The 17,570-nt window shown below is 60.6% G+C and carries 18 protein-coding genes and 3 pseudogenes; 7 read left to right on the top strand and 14 right to left on the bottom strand.

Annotation, left to right across the window (positions count from 1 at the left end):
* Positions 1 to 284 precede the first annotated feature (284 nt).
* The 5 genes from GSQ92_RS25270 to GSQ92_RS25250 all read right to left on the bottom strand — a co-directional run bounded on the left by GSQ92_RS25270 (position 285) and on the right by GSQ92_RS25250 (position 3,031).
* Positions 285 to 845, bottom strand: a complete 561-nt coding sequence (locus GSQ92_RS25270) for a DUF1003 domain-containing protein (protein ID WP_159014269.1) — start codon at positions 843 to 845, stop codon at positions 285 to 287.
* Positions 846 to 954: 109 nt separating this feature from the next.
* Positions 955 to 1,440: a 2-oxo-4-hydroxy-4-carboxy-5-ureidoimidazoline decarboxylase gene (locus GSQ92_RS25265; protein WP_159014267.1), complete on the bottom strand. Its 486-nt coding sequence runs from the start codon at positions 1,438 to 1,440 to the stop codon at positions 955 to 957.
* Positions 1,441 to 1,546: 106 nt separating this feature from the next.
* Entirely contained in the window at positions 1,547 to 1,972 is a 426-nt protein-coding gene (locus GSQ92_RS25260) for a PRC-barrel domain-containing protein (RefSeq protein WP_159014265.1), read from the bottom strand.
* Positions 1,973 to 2,414: 442 nt separating this feature from the next.
* Entirely contained in the window at positions 2,415 to 2,597 is a 183-nt protein-coding gene (locus GSQ92_RS25255; protein WP_159014263.1) for a hypothetical protein, read from the bottom strand.
* A 197-nt stretch (positions 2,598 to 2,794) separates the two neighbouring features.
* Complete coding sequence (locus GSQ92_RS25250) at positions 2,795 to 3,031, bottom strand: DUF2934 domain-containing protein (RefSeq protein ID WP_159014261.1); 237 nt, start codon at positions 3,029 to 3,031, stop codon at positions 2,795 to 2,797.
* 1,395 nt (positions 3,032 to 4,426) lie between these two features.
* Between GSQ92_RS25250 and GSQ92_RS25245 the strand changes: the two are divergent.
* Positions 4,427 to 4,822, top strand: a pseudogene (locus GSQ92_RS25245) (DUF1345 domain-containing protein); the annotation flags it as partial.
* A gap of 128 nt (positions 4,823 to 4,950) precedes the next feature.
* On the opposite strand, the gene GSQ92_RS25240 reads toward GSQ92_RS25245, so the two are convergent.
* The 9 genes and pseudogenes from GSQ92_RS25240 to GSQ92_RS31885 form a co-directional block, all read right to left on the bottom strand.
* Positions 4,951 to 5,511, bottom strand: coding sequence for a PDZ domain-containing protein (locus GSQ92_RS25240; protein ID WP_256367129.1), 561 nt, complete (start codon positions 5,509 to 5,511; stop codon positions 4,951 to 4,953).
* Positions 5,512 to 5,623: 112 nt separating this feature from the next.
* A pseudogene (locus GSQ92_RS25235) lies at positions 5,624 to 6,276 on the bottom strand (MIP/aquaporin family protein).
* Between the two features lie 139 nt (positions 6,277 to 6,415).
* Positions 6,416 to 6,883, bottom strand: coding sequence for an LEA type 2 family protein (locus GSQ92_RS25230; protein ID WP_216856941.1), 468 nt, complete (start codon positions 6,881 to 6,883; stop codon positions 6,416 to 6,418).
* Between the two features lie 150 nt (positions 6,884 to 7,033).
* The gene (locus GSQ92_RS25225) at positions 7,034 to 7,438 is read right to left on the bottom strand and encodes a YidB family protein (protein ID WP_159014255.1); all 405 of its coding nucleotides are present in this window, start codon (positions 7,436 to 7,438) and stop codon (positions 7,034 to 7,036) included.
* A 76-nt stretch (positions 7,439 to 7,514) separates the two neighbouring features.
* The gene (locus GSQ92_RS25220) at positions 7,515 to 8,210 is read right to left on the bottom strand and encodes a hypothetical protein (RefSeq protein WP_159014253.1); all 696 of its coding nucleotides are present in this window, start codon (positions 8,208 to 8,210) and stop codon (positions 7,515 to 7,517) included.
* A 285-nt stretch (positions 8,211 to 8,495) separates the two neighbouring features.
* Positions 8,496 to 9,332, bottom strand: a complete 837-nt coding sequence (locus GSQ92_RS25215; RefSeq protein ID WP_159014251.1) for a YsnF/AvaK domain-containing protein — start codon at positions 9,330 to 9,332, stop codon at positions 8,496 to 8,498.
* A gap of 32 nt (positions 9,333 to 9,364) precedes the next feature.
* Positions 9,365 to 10,411 (bottom strand): GAF domain-containing sensor histidine kinase, encoded by a 1,047-nt coding sequence (locus GSQ92_RS25210; RefSeq protein WP_159014249.1) that lies wholly within the window; start codon positions 10,409 to 10,411, stop codon positions 9,365 to 9,367.
* 117 nt (positions 10,412 to 10,528) lie between these two features.
* Entirely contained in the window at positions 10,529 to 10,939 is a 411-nt protein-coding gene (locus GSQ92_RS25205) for a response regulator (RefSeq protein ID WP_216856940.1), read from the bottom strand.
* Positions 10,940 to 11,098: 159 nt separating this feature from the next.
* Positions 11,099 to 11,254 (bottom strand): hypothetical protein, encoded by a 156-nt coding sequence (locus GSQ92_RS31885; RefSeq protein WP_371418593.1) that lies wholly within the window; start codon positions 11,252 to 11,254, stop codon positions 11,099 to 11,101.
* Positions 11,255 to 11,470: 216 nt separating this feature from the next.
* Here GSQ92_RS31885 and GSQ92_RS25195 point away from each other — a divergent pair, with 216 nt between their 5' ends.
* From GSQ92_RS25195 to GSQ92_RS31170, 6 genes and pseudogenes are all read left to right on the top strand, one after another.
* Positions 11,471 to 11,737: a hypothetical protein gene (locus GSQ92_RS25195; RefSeq protein WP_159014245.1), complete on the top strand. Its 267-nt coding sequence runs from the start codon at positions 11,471 to 11,473 to the stop codon at positions 11,735 to 11,737.
* Positions 11,738 to 12,619: 882 nt separating this feature from the next.
* On the top strand, positions 12,620 to 14,404 hold the full coding sequence (locus GSQ92_RS25190) for a thiamine pyrophosphate-requiring protein (protein ID WP_216856939.1): 1,785 nt from the start codon (positions 12,620 to 12,622) through the stop codon (positions 14,402 to 14,404).
* Between the two features lie 3 nt (positions 14,405 to 14,407).
* Positions 14,408 to 15,505, top strand: a complete 1,098-nt coding sequence (locus GSQ92_RS25185) for an enolase C-terminal domain-like protein (RefSeq protein WP_159014243.1) — start codon at positions 14,408 to 14,410, stop codon at positions 15,503 to 15,505.
* Positions 15,502 to 16,443: a hypothetical protein gene (locus GSQ92_RS25180; RefSeq protein WP_159014242.1), complete on the top strand. Its 942-nt coding sequence runs from the start codon at positions 15,502 to 15,504 to the stop codon at positions 16,441 to 16,443. Before GSQ92_RS25185 ends, GSQ92_RS25180 begins: the two co-directional genes overlap by 4 nt.
* Complete coding sequence (locus tag GSQ92_RS25175; RefSeq protein WP_159014240.1) at positions 16,436 to 17,077, top strand: gluconate 2-dehydrogenase subunit 3 family protein; 642 nt, start codon at positions 16,436 to 16,438, stop codon at positions 17,075 to 17,077. Before GSQ92_RS25180 ends, GSQ92_RS25175 begins: the two co-directional genes overlap by 8 nt.
* Positions 17,067 to 17,570: pseudogene (locus GSQ92_RS31170) on the top strand (GMC family oxidoreductase); the annotation flags it as partial. The gene GSQ92_RS25175 and the pseudogene GSQ92_RS31170, both read left to right, overlap by 11 nt.

The following is a 17,570-nucleotide window of genomic DNA, read 5'->3' as shown; positions in this document are numbered from 1 at the left end:
AGTTCATCCCTGCTGCACGAAGACTTTGTTCTGCGGCAGAATTGCCGGGCTCGCGGCAATCCCAGCCGCCGGATAGAGTAGAATTGACGCACCGATATCGATCGAGCTCTTCACGAGAATGAAGTTCCTATCTCGAAGTGAGTTTGGCGATCTGGAGGCAGTTTAGCAATTCGAGCGGCGGATCTCCGGGACAATGGTCACGCTCGCAAAGTGCTTACATGGATCAGGGGCGCCGCAGATGGCGAGCAGAGATTGACCAGGATCGTTGAGACCTGATGCCCGGCTCATGCTACCACCAGATCGATTTCGCCGCCGGCCAAGGGCGTCGCGGCACTTTCTTTTATCGCGTCAAGCACCGCCTGCGGATCAGCTGCCACTGCCATTGCAGCCGCCTCGTCGTCAACGCGGTTTGTGAGATGGGGGTGGTCTCGGCGCAACTCCTCCAGCAACGAGATGATCTTCGCCGACTTCTGCTCGCCCAAGATAGCCAGCTCGAGGGTCAGCTGCTCGCGATGGCTTGCGAGCTGATCATCGCGCCGCTGCGTTGTCAGTATCAACACCGTAACGTAAAGTGCAAGCAATCCGAGACCGCCCTGGAGCCAGTTGAATGGCGGCGCGTCCCACGGTTTTGAGCCGGAAGATAAAGCAATGAGATTGCAGCCGATCCAGAGCGCGATGATTGTCGTCATTGCCGCAATAAATCTTGGCCTGCCGATCCACGCCGTCAGGCGTTCAACGACGCGCTGCAGTGTGCCTGCCTCCTCACGGTGATCTGCGTGGAGCTTGGCGATAGCGCGGATCGTATCTTCGATATGCGCTGGAAGTATCGGCGTCTCGGCTGCCATGGTGTCAGCTCCGTTGTCAGGGTGTAAGAAGCAGAACCAGCGGCATCTTGGTGCTCGAACAGAACGCAAAGCGGGCGGCGGACCAAATGCTCTGGGCTCTACGGCCGGATCACTCGGCATTTTCTCCGCCCGGCCCATCGCCAATCACCCGAGCGAGCCTTCGGCCGATAAGCTTGGCCACCTCGCCCGACGCCGTCTCAAGCTCCGCATCCTCATAGGACTGAAGTCGATGTAATAGGGCCGCTTCAACCGAGGATTTTTCGCACCGCCCCTTGACCGCGATGATGAATGGGTAGCCGAAGCGCTCCTGGTAAGCCGCCCGCTGACGATCGAACTGCTCACCCTCAGGCTGGTCGCCGTGCTCCGGAAATGACCGCAGGAGTTCCTTTTGATCCTCTTCCGGCGCGTTGTGGAAGGCCTTCATCAATGTGCTCAACATAGAACGGAGCGAGCCCAGCGGTCGCTCCGCGGCGAGCCGCTGAGCAGCCCAGCTGCAGCCGCAAGGGCCACTGAGTCTGGCGATGAATTCCGCCTTGCTCATCTCGTTGACAGCCCGCATCGGGATACGTCCGGAGCCGTCTTCGGGTGTCGTCATCTTAAACCTCACTTACGAGCAGCCATCGATGCGCTGGTAGGATAGGCAAGCGTAAGCAGCTGGTTGCTCAAGCTCCTATCTACCGGTGCGCCGGCCGGTGAACGACCTAACGAACAGCTCCCGGTATCCCCGGCCCAGCGTCTCCCAGACCTGGAGCAGGACCAAATCCCGGACCGGTGCCATAGTAGGTGTCGATGTCGGCACTACGCCGCTCATCCCACAGGCTCAGATCGTCAGCCTCGTAGGTTGGCGCTCCTTCCAGTCTACGGCGGTCCAGGTTGACCACATAGCCATTTGCCTGGGGATCATAGGTCAACTGGTTCCAGGGAAGCGGATGGTAGCGCTCGCCGATACCGAGAAACCCCCCGAAGCTGAGGATTGCGTAATCAACCTTGCCCGATGCTTTGTCGAGCATCACGTCGTAGATGCTTCCGAGGTTCTCGCCCGCGGTGTTGTAGACAGCCGTGCCATTTACTTTGCTAGCAGCGATCATTTGTCCATGAGTGTCGGCCGGGTTGTCGAGGCTGGTCATATTCCCCTCCAATGTTTACCTCATCGGCAGCCGCTTGGCAGCCCCACGCTGCCGGCACATGGCTTTCGCATCATCTAGTCCAATGGGAGAACGCTCGCACAGCTCGAATTGTGATCGAAAAGTGAAAGAGCGAGACCCGACGCGACTGGCGGCGAGTCTCGCCTAACGTCAGAATGACATTCCGCGAAGTGGTTTCGCCCTACGATCGTGGGAAATCGCACAGTGTCCCGCACCAAGTGCAAGGGATTATCACGTTCCTAACATTCACTTGATGTGGACGCCGTGGAGCGCGAACCGATGCAGAGCGCCGCGAGATCTGGCGTGCGGCTTCTCCAGCATAGAGACGACGGCTACGATGACGATGGCGGGTGAGGTCATCTAGTGCCATCTTTAGGATACTTTCCAGTTCGAAGGAACGGCTCCTGATACGCCCAAAGATGCCTCATCTTTCGTTGCGATTCAGCCCTTGTGAGGCAAGTTGTGAATGCAGCGATGACATCCCGGTCGCCAGAAGCCCACAGTCAAGACCGCAGACAGGCGCGACGTTGAACGCGATCCGAACCACTTCACCGTCGTAGACGTGGAATAATAGGCGCAGGTCGTCCAGACGAGATTCGTTGCTCAAGTTGCGTCATCCATGTCTCCAGACCGAGGCCCGACCATGTTGCTTATCCCAGGCTCGCTCTTTTGCGTTGTGGAGGAACCGCAAATATCCCAACGGGATGCAGCCGCAGGCCGTTCGCTAAACGCTTGAACAAGCGTCAATACTCGCCGTTGATCGGTCGGATCAGGAACTTCCATTTGCGACCGAGTTTTCCGGCATCATCCACCAAACACATCCTTGGTCAGGAGCGCCGTCATGTTCACGTCAGCCTGGCCGGCGAGGATTTTCTCTTGGTCATCAAGGGGCTCATCATTCCGCGTGAGCGGACTGGCAAAGTGGGCCGCGGCGCGTTGCCAATGGCTCTCAGCTCGGCCGTCCGGCCGCCCCTCGCGCTCCCACATGAAATAGGCGGTCTCGCGAATGGCCTGTTCAGCGGTGTGATCTGGATCGAGCATTTTTGGGGCTCCAGCAAGGACCGGTTCAGCTCCGGCCGCTCCGATCGGGGTGGGACGCTATACGCGACGGCCGGGAGATCGATCGCAGGAGCCTATCGGGCGGTCACTAGGGAATGCAACAGGAAACCCGCGGCGTATCGGCGCACTACGGCGGCGAGCACATTGCCGGGCGTTATGTTGACACGCTACTGGATCTGATCGCGGCGCAGCGGCCTTCTGGCTGCCATGGCGGTGCATGGGGAGCTTGGTTGGCGCTACCGAGTTTTGCCGGAAGGTCGGGCAACGAAGCTCGATGAAGCACTAGGGCCAATCTGAGAGGTGGTGTGGAAGGCAGGTTTCAGGCGGGTGAACGTACTGGTTCAAGCGCGGAAGGGGTGTCTCTGCTACGCTTGCGCTCGACGATACAGGAAACCCGCCTCCTCGCCCACTAACATCCGAAATTGTATGGATGGTAGTAGCAGTAGCCGGGATGTTCCGGCATCACAACAATGCATCCCGAGAGCGACGCGCCCAGGCCCACTAGAACTAGAACTGCCGCGAGGGGTTTGAGGTGTTTTCTGAGGTTCGACATTTTGCACCTTTGTCCGCTACTCATTGCCTCGTCCATTTGAAATGATAGTGCACTCGCGCGAAGTCACCACGCCCGGCAACTGCGGTGACATGAGTAGCCTTCGGCGGCACCGACAGCGGCCGGTCGTGGGCGACCACGTCCGGCCTAACCTTGGGGAGGAATCAACTCGTCCAAGGCTGATGACGTCTAACATCGTGCGGTGGATAACGGTGGCACGAGGGCGTGAATGGCACGCCTAGCGGGAACGTGTCTCCACTACGCGCCGCCACCTGCGCCTGAGCCTGCGCCACCCGCACCGGAACCGCCAGCACCTGAGCCCCCTGCGCCATTACCGCCGCCTGGCGCAACCGGGGACGCTCCGCTTGAGTTGGTGCTAGGCAGCGTGCCGGTTACGGGGTTCACCGCCGTAGATGACGCTGGAGAGATGCCTGGCGTCGGCGTCGTGACATTGGGCTCTCTGGCGTTTGTTCCCATGTCGCATGCCGCAAGGCCGAGGAGGATGGCAGCGGATGCGAGATTCTTAATGACTGCAGTGGATTTCATTGACCGATTCCTGAAGATTTTATCTGCGTGACAAGTAATAATCTTTCAGGTTCCTACAACGCGCGGGTTGCACGAAGAAGATCACCCTCTAGTTACCGGGTATCAAAGCCCCTCTGCGGGTGTATAAAAACCGCAATTTCTGAGGCACAGGCGCTTCATCGTAGAGAGACCGAATCCGCTTGAGACTTTCCGCGGGTGAGCCTCAGCGCTTCCCCAAGACCTATTCGGGGGATCAAACTCCATGATGGTGAACATCATACAGGCAGCGCCCGAGATTTTTAGTAGTAACGATCATTGCGTCACTTGATTTCTTCGGCGCTATCGTGGCCGAGCTCGCGCAGGCGCATGGTCGCGCCCATAGCGGATGGATCGAGGAGCTTGCTGGTGGCACCGTCCTGCTGTCTTGGTTCTTCATCCACACGAGTTTTGCAACTCATTACGCGCACGAATTTTGGCGGGCAAAGAGTGGGTTCACGTTCCCCGGGGAGGGCGAGCCGAATTACTCCGAGTTTCCCTATTTCTCCTTTAGTACCGCTGTAGCGAAACAGGTGAGCGACGTGTCGACGAAATCCGGCGGCATGCGCAAACTCGTCTTTGCTCACTCAATGGTCACCTATCTGTTCAATACCGCCGTGATCGCGCTTGGAGTGTACATTGCCGCCTCCCTAGCGGCCTAAAGGCCTTTGATGGGCTTCAAGGCTTGAAGAGCGTTGTCTCCGATTGGGACGCGGGGATGATTGTTGGTTACGTCTGTTGGAAGCTAAAATTAGTCCCTCGTTTTTTGCGATCGCTCGGCGTACGCATATCAGTCAATTTTGCGGCGTGCCGGTTCGTGGAGGCGCCTGAACTTGTGGCTGCCCAGGTGGTGTTGTGGCGGCGCGATGGTGTCGGAGAAACAACCAAGCTCGTAACATCCAAAAAGAGCCACGGCCCCAACGCCGATTGCGACCTTCGACCCTGTCGACAAGCCCGTGTGCGGCTGGCCAGAAAGCTCTGCCTGCGGCGCTGGTTGAGCCACTTGCCCCGCCGTTCCAACGGTGACAGCAATTCGCTGGGCCTGCTGCGGGCCACCGCCCGCTGGGATGTAGTCTACATTGATCTGGTTTCCCGGCTGGACCGAACCGATATACTCCGCGAAGGTCGCGAGACTTGAGAAGACGTCGCCATTGACCGCGATGATCTCGTCGCCCCCATGAAAACCTGCCTGTTCCCCAGGGGAGCCTGAACGAACCTGCTTTACTCGAATGAGATCGAAGGTCATGCCACCGTCGGTAATTCGCTGGGCGGCTTCAATATCCATTCCGAGGCCACCATGACTGTGAGGCAGGTCTTGCGCGTCTTGCTGCGACAGAAGACGATAGCCCATTTGATTGTCGGCAAGGGCTGGAAGACACAGGCTTCCGGCAACAAGAGAGGCTGATACGCAGCGAAGGCCGCGCGCAATAATTTTTCTCATGAGGATACCTTCTTGTGCTGGCTCATTCTGCTGTAGCTTTCTTCGCGCTTGCGCGGCTGATCAGCCGAAAGACGAGCGCCGCGACGACGCCTCCGAGAAGTGGCCCAACGGTATAGAAAAGCCAGACGGGGAAAATTCCAGTGACCAACATTGGGCCCAAGGCGCGCGCTGGATTGCCTGCGCCACCGCTCACTGGGCCCCCGAGCAGCACGCCAGCCGATAGCGCGAAGCCAATGCAGATGGCGGCGATGCCGGGCGGAACGCGCTTGTCCGTCGTCGTCGAGATGACGGTGAAGACCAGGATGAAGGCGATCAAGGCCTCAACCAGGAGCACCTGCAGCCGGCTCGCACCATTGGCTGGAGAGGGAAGTCCAAGATGGGCATGGGCATAGGCGCCATGGCCATAGGCGGCCCAGACGAGCAGGGAAGCCCCAACGGCACCGACCATCTGGGCCCCCCAATAAGGAATGACATTCTTCCAGGAAAACTTGCCGGCCACAGCAAGCCCTAGGTCACGGCAGGATTCACATGGGCCCCACTGATTTGACCAAGTGATCCTGCTATAGGGATCAGGATCAGACCGAATGAGAGCGCGACCGCCAAGGAATCATAGGCGGGTCCCGCGGTCGCCTTCGATAAGATTGCGGCCGTCGCGACGGCGGTTCCAACGAGCACCAGGAGGAGGTTTCCTACGCACTCGGCAGCGCAGGCGAGCAGAAGGTTTTCGGATGCCGTCTCAGCCGACCCGGGTGTGCTCTCAGCCACCGTCGCCCGTTGAGATGCGGCAGGAGAAACTGTCGACGCCTTACATTCGTCATTGGACAGGTTCCATGGTGGGCGGGGAGACTTGGCAGCGCGTCTCGCCCGATACAGCAGTCATGTCCGCATATTGTTCTCCGGCCTGAAGCAAGGTGAGACGGCCCTCGCGGCTGAACGGCACCCCAAAGGGCAGGTTCGTTAACTGCACAACGCCGCTCAAGCGATAAACGATGGATCCAGTCTCCAAGGTCGACCCGAGCTGAGCCGCCAAGTTGCGGATGGTTGTTTCTACAGCGATGGGCACTGGGACCGACGTTAAGGCCGGGATGGCGACGGCGGAATCTGTGACACCGTCAGCCAAGGGGGCGTCGGCGACGGCGATCCTGAACGTGACCCGGTCGAAAGCAATCGGGGCCCGGTTCAGATTCGTAACGCAGAGGGTGACTGAGAGGCTTTGGTTGAAGAGCCCAATACCTGTAAGCGCCACGTTTGCCACGGCCACTTGCGGCGGGCTCTGCGTCAAGACGGCGCAGCCAGCAAGTGCAGCAAGTGCGGTCGTTAAACCCATGCCAAGGCTAGATCCCAGCCGTAAGCGACGCCTCACCCCCGAGCTCCGCGCGCGCTGGCCGCCGGCATGGCTTCTGCCATGGTCACTTTCTGCGTTCGAAACGTGTCAGACGGAGATCGTGCCCTCGGGCAGCTGACCCTCGGGCGTCATGGCATGCACCGCGTTGGGCAAGTGCTGGCTGAGCTGCGACAGAAAGTCATTCGGCTGCATGCCGGCTTGGCTCGCCATGCTCTGTACCTGATCGTCACCCATGACGTTTTGAAGCTGCTGTGGCGAGACCGGCTGGTTGGGGCCATTGCCGACCCAGGACTGGGCAATATGCCCAAGGCCGGCCTGCTCAAAGCTCGATACGATGCCGCTGAGGCCACCACTCATGCCCTGCCCCATGCCCTGGCCTTGATTTTGGCCCATACCGCCGCCCAACAGGCTGGTCAGCACACCCGCCATGGGCGATGCGCCGCCACCGGCGCCGCCCATCAGGTTGCCGATGACTGTATCGAGAAGTCCCATGACGAAGATTCTTTCTGATTATCGATTTCACTACGCCTCATGCCGCCATTGATGGCGGGCATGAGGTCGTCACGGCTTATCGAAGGCTACGGGTCGTCACATGTACGCGGCGCTGCACGGCGATCGCACCTCCGATTGCAGCGCAGATTGCGCCGAGGAGCAGCATGCCGAAGGCAGCGAAGGCCCCCTTGGAAGCCGCTGCGGCGCTAGCATCCGCTGCGTTTTTGGCATCTTGAACGGCCTGATCACGCGCCTTTTGCAACTTGGCCTGAGCGTCATCGAACTTTTTAGCGGCTTGGTCGTGGCTGACGTGCATCTGCGCGGCCATTACAGTGATGATCCGCTCCTTCGCCGCCGAGGCGTCGCTACCGCCCTTGGTAACGGTTACCAGGTTGGCGGCCACGTCTTTCTGAGCATCCTGCGCACTCATCGTCGTGGGATCAGGACTGGCTGGCTGCAGATATACCTGTGCCTGCTGCTGAAGCATATCAGGCGAAATGCCGGCGGCCTCAGCCATCGGCTTCGCGGCGTCGCTAGTTCCAGAGCCTGCGGCCTTCGTCAGGCTGCCAAGCGCTGAAAAACCGCCTCCATGCATACCGCCGATCGCCGAACTCAAGAGGTAGAGCACCAACAGCATTGAGATGCCCCAAGCGATGAGGCCGTGGAGAACGCCGTCGAAGCGGTGTTCTATCCCTGCCAACCAGGCGGCAACGTAACCTCCGAATGCAAGGGCGATACAGCTGCTGACGATCCACCAGATGCCGGCGCCCATACCAAGGCTGCCAGCCGACGGAGTCGTGCCGCCGTTGACGTCAACCTGGCTCAGGCCGACACCGCTGCCCAGGAAGCTCAAAAGGAGCTGAACCGTAACCGTCAAGATGACGCCGCCGAATATTGCCGACCAAGAGATCCGGCGGTGAGTGTGGGACCCACTGCCCGCCACTGTCGTCGTCTCGCCGAGGAAGTGCGCCCCGGGCGGCGTATAGCTCCTAGCAGGCATGGCGTCCTCCAGATGTTGAGGCGCCCTTGAGCGCCCCAACATTGATTTGGCTGATGATCAGCTTCTCGCAATCGGCTTGTTCAGCCGGTCGGTTGAGAGCCCATCGCCTGGAACGTTCTCGATTTCGACCTCTTCCTTACGAACAGTGTCGCGAACCGTCTCGACGTGGTCGACCGCTTCTTTGCGAAGCGCGACCTCCTCGACCACCCGTGCCGTCTTGCCGACGACGGCTTCTTCACCGGTTTCGGTCATCTCGATGACCTTGTCGGTGAAGGCGGCGTCAGAAACGACGCTACCCGCCGTCACCGGTCGCCGCTCAATCGTGACCTTCTCATCACGCAGTGTGACGTTCTCTTCAACGGCCTTCTCGACAACGTAGCGGCGAATGCGAGTGTTGCCCCGGTTAACCATCCGCTTACCGACCGTAAGGCTTTCCTCGGACAAGGAGAGCGTGGCGTCATCAGCCGCTAATCCAGCCGCCGTCGGTTTAGTGGCCGCCGGTGCTGTCCCATAGGTATCGGCCGTCGTGGTCTCAACGACGCTCTTGCGGACCAAATGATCGTCGACATCGACGGGATCGTGGCGGTCGAGTATCGCTGCGACCCGATCGTAGTCCGCATCTGACACCGCGCGGACAGTCACCACAGACCCGCCGGACGTCAGGTTCTCATCGTAAACGCGTGTGTCATCATACGTCTCACCACCGAACAGGCTCGCCCAGAAACCCTTGCTCTCGGCGGGACGGGTTTCGAGGGATGAAGATTCCCCGAGGTAGCTTCCGCCTTGCATATGACGATCGATGGAGGACGCAGATACGCCAGCGCTCAGGAGTTCCTGCACCGCGCTCTCAGCCTGCGCCTGCGTCTTGTAGATGGCAGCGATTGTTTCTGACATGATCAGCTCTCTTTCAGCTGATGCTCCTCGGCTCACAACGGCGTGACCGCACGAGGCCGATCGGGAAGATAAATGGCGTCGAAGACGAAATGCTCCCGGTGCGCGTTGAAGAGGGCTAAGCTCAAGGAGATGGCTTCTGGTGGAATTGGCCGGCCAGCGTTCGCTACAGACAATTCGAAAACCCCGCCTCCCGCTATCGCCTGTACGCGGGTCGGCTTATCGGCGGCGCCGTGGGTGAGGGCGTTTGCAAGCAGGTTCGATAAAAGCTGAGAAATGCGTACATGGTCGCATTCGACCGGTTGACTCAGGCTCAGCTCGACGCTGACTTCACGCTCAGGGTGACCCACCTGTAATTCCTGGATGACCTGCGACAGCATCGGCTCGACAGGATCAGCGCGGTTGATCGTCAACATCAGCCCGCCTCCAAGCCTGCCGCGGGCGAAGTCCAGGATGTTGTCGATCAAGGCCGTCATACGGGCCGCGCTCTGATCGATGTGCTCCACCAGTTCAAGTACGCGTTTAGGGCGGCGGCGAATCAAGTCTACTCCAGCCCTCACCGAGGCCAGGGGGTTTCGAAGATCGTGGCCCAGAACGGCAATAAACTGCTCCCGCAAATGAGCAACCGCTCTCTCGTCCGTCAGCTCCGCTTCGACGGCGCTCAATCGCTGATCAGCATGAAGGTGAAAGGCGATCAGCTCCGCGAACAGCTTGATTGATCCCATCACCTCGGGCGTCTTGACGTTCCTGGGCTTTGGATCGATCGCGCACAGGGTTCCAAAGAAGGTCCCGTCGGGCATGCTGATCGGCATCGAGATATAGCTCTGAAAGCCGTATCTCGCGGGCGTCGGATGATTGGCGTACAATTCGTCGTCGGCCACGCTATCGATGACAACTGGCCCGCGATGTTCCCGTATCTCGTTGCAGATGGTCGTCTCGATCGCCAGCTCCATCCCCGGCTCGAGCCCGAAACTAATATCGTCGCGAACGCTGCACGCGATCCAGCGCTCATCAGTGACACGGGCAACGGCCGCAAACCCCATGCCGGTCATCTGGCATACAACATCGAGGATGGTCGGCACGACCGATAGCCGTCGAACAGCCTCAACGTCTGCCTGAAGGTCGGAGGCTGGCTCGGCCGGCGTCATTCTCCAGCTTTAGCTGAAAAGCGGAGACCCGTCACGTTGCCGTGCGTAGCCCTAAAGGAGGCCCGTCATGTCCTGCACGTGATCTAACAGGTGGTTAAGCTTGTAGGGTTTCGAGAGGAACCGACCGCCATTCGGCAGGTCCGATATGCTGATGACAGCCTGTCCGGAGGTGACGATCAAACCGACCCACGGCCAGTTGCCGTAGGCGTGGTGCGCGAGCTGAAGTCCGTTCATGTCGCCAGGCATATGCACATCCGTAAACAGGATATGGATGCCTCTGGCTTGCGCCTCCAGTATCGAGATGGCGTCCGCGGCATGCTCGGCCTCCAGGACGACAAACCCGGCGTCGGTCAGCGCCTCGGCCGCCATCATCCGAATCAATTCTTCGTCTTCGGCGACAATAACGACTTTGGGTGCAGTCTTCATGCCCAGCAGTTGGGTGCCGTGGTGGCCAAGCGCCATCCGATGAACGAAGATGTGTCAACGGCGGCAGGGGCGCGCCCTTGAAACGCCGGATAGGGTCGAAAAGGCTATGTCGTCACCCTAGCCCGCGGAGGCACGGCGCCTTTCTAGCGCGACGGCCCGCAACAGGCGCGTCGGATGCAAGAGGCTTCCTTGGCTTCACCGCCAACCCGTAAGGCAGCAGAATCCGGTTGGTCGAGTACAACCCCGGCCGGCGCCTTGTCCTGGCGCGAACCCGTAATAAACGGGATGGCGCACCCTGCCCTCCCCAGACCATGCGGTGAAGCTGACTTCGACCACCAGCTCGGGCCGGATCCAGCGGAACGATCTAGCTTCTCACCAGCAATCAGGGTAATTGCCGCGCGAGGTCGAGACCGCCTTCGGCAAGTTCAAGGGCGGCTACTATCCCGTCGTCTATGATCCCAACCTGTCAGTGCTCGGTGATCGTATTAGGGCGAGTGGCGAGCAGCTTCGAAGCCGACTATCAGGGCCACAACGGCGAAAAGCCATACGATCAGCCGCGTCAGCCAGATGAAGGAGCCGTTATCGCTCAACCCGGACATCATCGCGTGGAAGCTCGGCCAAAGCGTGCACGACTTGGCCTATCGCGAGGCGATCATGAACGCCGACGAGCTCCTGCGCGACAAGCGGGTGACGACGGCGCTGGATTCATCGATCGGCTCCGACCAGCGCAAGCAGGACTCCTGGCTGGGATGGGCGAGCAAGGCCATCCTGGGCGAGGTTCCCGCCGGCGTGCCGGTGCTGCGTGACGTGGCGAAGAGCCTCGCCAACATGTAAAGGCACGCCTCCGCATAAACAATGAGCACGACGGACATGGTCCACGTTAGCCGTTTCGAGCCCGAAGTAATTCAGACTCTCGCCAGGCGCTTTTGACAAGGGAGTGAGGAACGGGTGCCGACCACACCAGTATGGAAGGTTGTCGTGCACCGAGTGACGTTGCGCAGCCGATATCGGAAGGTAGAGGATTTACGCGGATGGGCGGCATGCTGGACAGCGTGGAACCGCGCTGGCGGGGCGCGATCCTCGATATTTGGTGCGATAGCGTTCCAGCAGCATATCGCGTGACCTTGAGAGGCCGCGTTCGAGAGGTAGCGCGGCCGATCGGGGACCAACTCGCAGCCGCGCGAGCAGACCACGAGAAAATTTTGATTCGGGACCCTGCGGGAGGCGCACTCTACCACCTAGCCTCCAAATACTCCGCGATTTTGATCCTCTGTTCGGCAGCAAGAACGTGGTTCTGGAAGTCGTTCGTTTGATGACGACTGCCGAGATCATCCAGACGATGAAGACAGGACAGCCAACTGTTCCTACCAGCAGCGCGATGATCCCCAAAGTACATCAGAGTTACTCGCGCCTGAGCTAACAAGTCAGCGGTGGCGTTACGATTCGTAGCAGTTCAACGACGGATGCCGTTACAGTCAGCGGTCACCCATTTACATCCAAAGCGCTCGTTCTACGACGGACGAGGATCTGGATGATACGAAACAGCGTCGATGTGGTGAATGCTTACGGGTAGCGCCTGTCGGCTTGTCGACCCGCCCCGGGTGCTACCGGATGCGAGGGGCCGCGCGGCCTCGTGAATAGAAAAACGACCGTCTGCAGCGATCTCTGTTTCGCGCCCTTGCGCTACGGGGGCATCCTTGTGACTCGGAGGGCCCTATGGCCATCAATGTAAGCGAATTCGTATGGAAGCGCCTGGGCGAGTGGGGCCTGAAACGCGTCTATGGCTACCCCGGCGACGGTGTGGGTGGCCTCGATGTCGCACTGGAGAAGGCTAAGGAGGACATGGAATACATCCAAGTCCGACACGAAGAGATGGCGGCCTTCATGGCTTCCGCACATGCGAAATTCACCGGTCAGGTCGGGCTTTGCTACGCGACCTCCGGCCCTGGGGCAATTCATCTCCTCAACGGACTCTATGACGCGAAGATGGACCATGTGCCGGTCGTCGCCATCGTAGGCCAGCAGGCCCGAAGCGGTCTCGGGGCCAGCTACCAACAGGAGGTTGACCTCCAGAACCTCTTTAAGGACGTCGCAAGCGACTACGTGATGCAGGCGAGCGTGCCCGCACAGATCAGGCATATGATTGACCGAGCCGTCCGGATCGCCAGCGCCCGGCGCGTTGTCACCTGTTTGATCCTTCCCAATGACCTGCAGTTGATGTCGTATCAGGACCCCCCAATGGCCCATGGCGCGACCCATACCGGGGTTGGCTACGCTTTGCCGGCGAAGCTGCCGGATGAGGGCACGCTGCGGGAAGCAGCTTCTATTCTGAACAGCGGCAAGAAGGTCGCCATGCTGGTCGGTGCGGGCGCCTTGGGTGCGACCGACGAAGTCATCGCCGTCGCGGACAAGCTTCAGGCGGGCTGCGCGAAGGCACTTCTCGGCAAGGCGGCTTTGCCGGACGACCTGCCTTGGGTGACGGGCTCCCTCGGCCTGCTCGGCACCAAGCCATCCTGGGATCTGATGCAAGGCTGCGACACCTTCCTTATGGTCGGCTCGTCTTTCCCGTACAGCGAGTTCTTGCCCAAGCCCGGCAGCGCTCGCGGCGTGCAGATCGACATCGACGCCGCCAGCCTTAGTCTCCGCTACCCGATGGAGTTGAGCATGGTCGGTGATAGCGCGACGGCGCTGCGCGCGCTGCTGCCGCTGTTGGAGCAAAAGACGGACACGTCCTGGCGCGGGGGGATCGAGAAGGGTCTGCAATCCTGGTGGAAGCAGCTGGAGGAGCGGGCGATGCAAAGCGCCGAACCGCTCAACCCGCAACGCGTCTTCTGGGAGCTGTCGCCCAGGCTGCCCGAGAACGCCATCATCACCGCCGATAGTGGATCCGTAGCCAATTGGTATGCCCGAGACCTGAAGATGCGGCGGGGTATGAAGGCTTCTCTATCCGGTGGTCTCGCCTCGCTGGGTGCCGGCACGCCCTATGCGATGGCCGCGAAGATGGCCTATCCCGAACGCACGGTGATCGCTTGCATGGGAGACGGCGCCATGCAGATGAACGGCCTGAACGTGATGATCACCATCAGTAAATATTGGAGGCAGTGGTCGAACCCAAGACTGATCGTGCTCGTTCTCAACAACCGGGACCTCAATCAGGTCACCTGGGAGGAGCGAGTAACGCTAGGCGCCGGGAAGACTGAAAGCACGCAGAGCATTCCGGATTTTCCGTATCACAAATACGCCGAGTTGCTCGGCCTGAAGGGGATCTTCGTTGATCATCCCGACAAGGTCGGCGCTGCCTGGGATGAAGCCCTGTCGGCTGATCGGCCCGTGATACTTGAGGCTTACACTGATCCCAATGTTCCGCCGCTGCCGCCACATATTACGCTGAAGGATGCGCGTAATTTCATGATGTCTTTGCTTGACGAACCTGAGCGCGGCAGCGTCATCGTCAATAGCGCCAAGGAGATGCTCGCGAGCGTCCTCCCCGGAAAGGGTTGATCGATGTGCCCTGATGCGGCGATTGGCCGGGTGACCGCGCGCGCCTACACGGTGCCGACTGATGCCCCGGAAGCGGACGGCACATTCGCCTGGGACAGGACGACACTTGTCGTTGTCGAGGTCGCGGCCGGTGGCGAAACGGGACTCGGCTACACCTATGCCGATGCCTGCCTTGTGCGCCTCATCGAGAAGACACTTGGCCCCGTTATCGGGGGGGCCAACGCAATGGACGTGCAGGCAGCCTGGATGACCATGCAGCGCACGGTGCGGAATCTAGGACGATCCGGCCTTGCGGCTTGTGCTATCTCGGCGATCGATGTCGCGCTCTGGGACCTCAAGGCTAAATTGCTCGGCGTTCCCGTGACGGCGCTGCTCGGACAGGTGCGCCAATCTGTGTCGATCTATGGCAGTGGCGGCTTCACCACTTACGATGACGCGCAGCTACGCGATCAGCTTGCAGGCTGGGTGGAGAGGGATGGCTGCCGGGCCGTCAAGATGAAGATCGGCACGCATACCGATCAGGATCCCCGTCGCGTCGCCATTGCCAAGAAGGCCATTGGAGACGCGGCTCTGTTTGTCGACGCAAACGGGGCTTTCGGAGTGCGGGAAGCTCTCCGCTTCGCGCATGTCTTTGCTGACAGCGCGGGGAGCCGTTGGTTTGAGGAACCTGTGTCCTCAGATGATCTTGAGGGCCTACGGCTCGTTAGAGAGGCGGCGCCAGCCGGGGTGGATATCGCCGCCGGCGAATATGTCTACACCCAGGACGATGCCCGGCTTATGCTAGGCAGCGGGGCGGTTGATGTGCAGCAGGCGGATGCCACGCGTTGTGGAGGGATAACGGGCTTCCTCGCCATCGCAGCACAGTGCGAGGCGCACCACATCGATCTCTCCGGGCATTGCGCCCCCGCTCTCCATCTCCATGCGGCCTGCGCCGCACCGCGTTTTCGCCATCTCGAATGGTTCCACGATCATGTGCGGATCGAGCACATGCTGTTCGATGGCGCCCCGGTTCCGAAAGATGGCGCCATCCGTCCTGACCTCTCGCGCCCTGGCCTCGGCCTGACCTTCAAACATTCTGACGCCGAGAGATACCAAGTATGAATACAACGAGGCCGACAGGCGATGTGGCAACGGCCATCGCTCTGCTGAGCGGGGCAACGCTATTGGGTGGCGTCGCCTTGGCGTTGCGTTCGCCGAAGGCGCCGACCGACCCGCGTGAGACCACGCTGCGCGCCGCGCGCCGCCTCAACCGGGCCGCCGGCGCGCTCGCGGCTTCGGTGGTCGTCGATAGCGCCATCGAGCACTATCGCGGTTCCTTCCACAACAAGGCGATGGTGACACCGCTTGTTACGGCATCCCTGTCCTTACTGGCGAGCCTTCACGGTACTGGCGATCGCCGCTACGGCGCCCATGTGGTGCGGGACATCATCTATGCGGGCGCCGCGTTGACCGGCGTGATCGGGACGGGATTTCATCTCTACAATATCAGCAGAAAGCCCGGCGGGTTCGGATGGCAGAACCTTTTCTATTCGGCACCTCTCGGCGCTCCGGCCGCTATCTCGTTGTCCGGGATGCTCGGCTTTCTGTCCGAGCGGCTTCGCGACAATCCGCCGGGCGCGACACCCACCATCCTCGGCTTCGCCGCCGGCCGCGTCATCGGCGCTATGACAAGTCTCGGCCTGATCGGCACGATTGGAGAAGTGGGGCTGCTGCATTTCCGCGGCGCCTACCATAATCCCGCAATGTATCTTCCCGTCACCATGCCGCCGGTCGCCGCGCTGCTCTTAGGTGCGAGCGCCGTTGGCGCCACAGGCAAGCGGCGGACGATGACCCGCTGGTGGCTTCGCTTCACGGCGTTATTGGGCTTTGCCGGAAGCGGCTTTCACGCCATCGGTGTGTCCCGCAACATGGGCGGCTGGCGCAACTGGAGTCAGAACCTTATCGACGGTCCGCCCATTCCCGCGCCGCCGAGCTTCACCGGCCTGGCGCTCGCTGGCCTCGCGGCTTTGGGACTGCTGGAAGATCATCCAGATGACTGAGCGATATCCCGGCTACGACGTGCTGGCGAAGCGTCGCACGCCATCATGGAATGAGCAGACACGCCAGGTCATCGATCATCGTTTGGCGATCACACGTGAGCCGCGATATTTGTCGCCCGAGCTTTTCAATATTCTCGACGCCGTCTGCGCCCGTATTGTACCGCAGCCTGGTGACCGCCCGCCAGTGCCGCTCGCCGCCCTTGTCGACACGAAACTCTATACGAACATGCAGGACGGCTTTCGCTACGCCGAGATGCCCGAGCAAGGCGAAGCATGGCGGCGCGGACTAGCGGCTCTCGATGAGGCGGCGCTGGCGCATTACGAGAAGCGCTTCCCGCAAATCAGCGGCGAACAGCAGGATGACATTTTGCGGCGCATGGAACGCGGGGAACTCTCGGGCGGAGCCCTTGGCGATATGCCCGCCCAAATGTTCTTCGCACACCGTGTCCTGCTCGATATTGTCTCCGCCTATTACGCGCATCCGACGGCCTGGAGTGAAATTGGCTTTGGCGGACCGGCCAGTCCTCGCGGCTATGTCCGCATGGGGCTGGATCGTCGCGACCCCTGGGAAGCCGTGGAGGCCAAGCCCGGCGAGGAAGAGACCGCACGCCACGAGAATGCGCGTGTCCGCTGATCCTCTTGCCGCACCTCGCGCCATCGGCGGCCGCGCGCCGGACGTTTTCAAGCCGGGCGGCTGGGTGGAGATGCGGAGCTATGCGGAAGACGACGTGGTTGATTTCGTCGTCATCGGCACCGGCGCCGGTGGCGGGCCGCTCATCGCCCGGCTCGCTGAACAAGGCTTCTCCGTCATTGGCTTCGACGCCGGCCCCTATTTTCGGCCGCTGGAAGACTTCGCTTCGGACGAGGCCGAGCAACAGAAGCTTTACTGGCTCGACCAGCGCATCATCGATGGCGACAATCCCATTCGCATGGGAGGCAAGAACAGCGGCAAAGCCGTCGGCGGCAGCACGGTCCATTTTGCCATGGTCTCGCTGCGGTTTCGGCCCGAATGGTTCAAATCCCGCAGCGCGCTCGGCTACGGCGCGGATTGGCCGCTCGATTGGCGCGAGATGTGGGATTACTACACCCGCGCCGAGAAGGCCCTCAGCATCGCCGGGCCCGTCAAC

The sequence above is a fragment of the Acidisoma sp. S159 genome (assembly GCF_009766125.1).
Taxonomy (GTDB): domain Bacteria; phylum Pseudomonadota; class Alphaproteobacteria; order Acetobacterales; family Acetobacteraceae; genus Acidisoma.
This window is presented reverse-complemented; position numbering and strand designations above follow the sequence as displayed.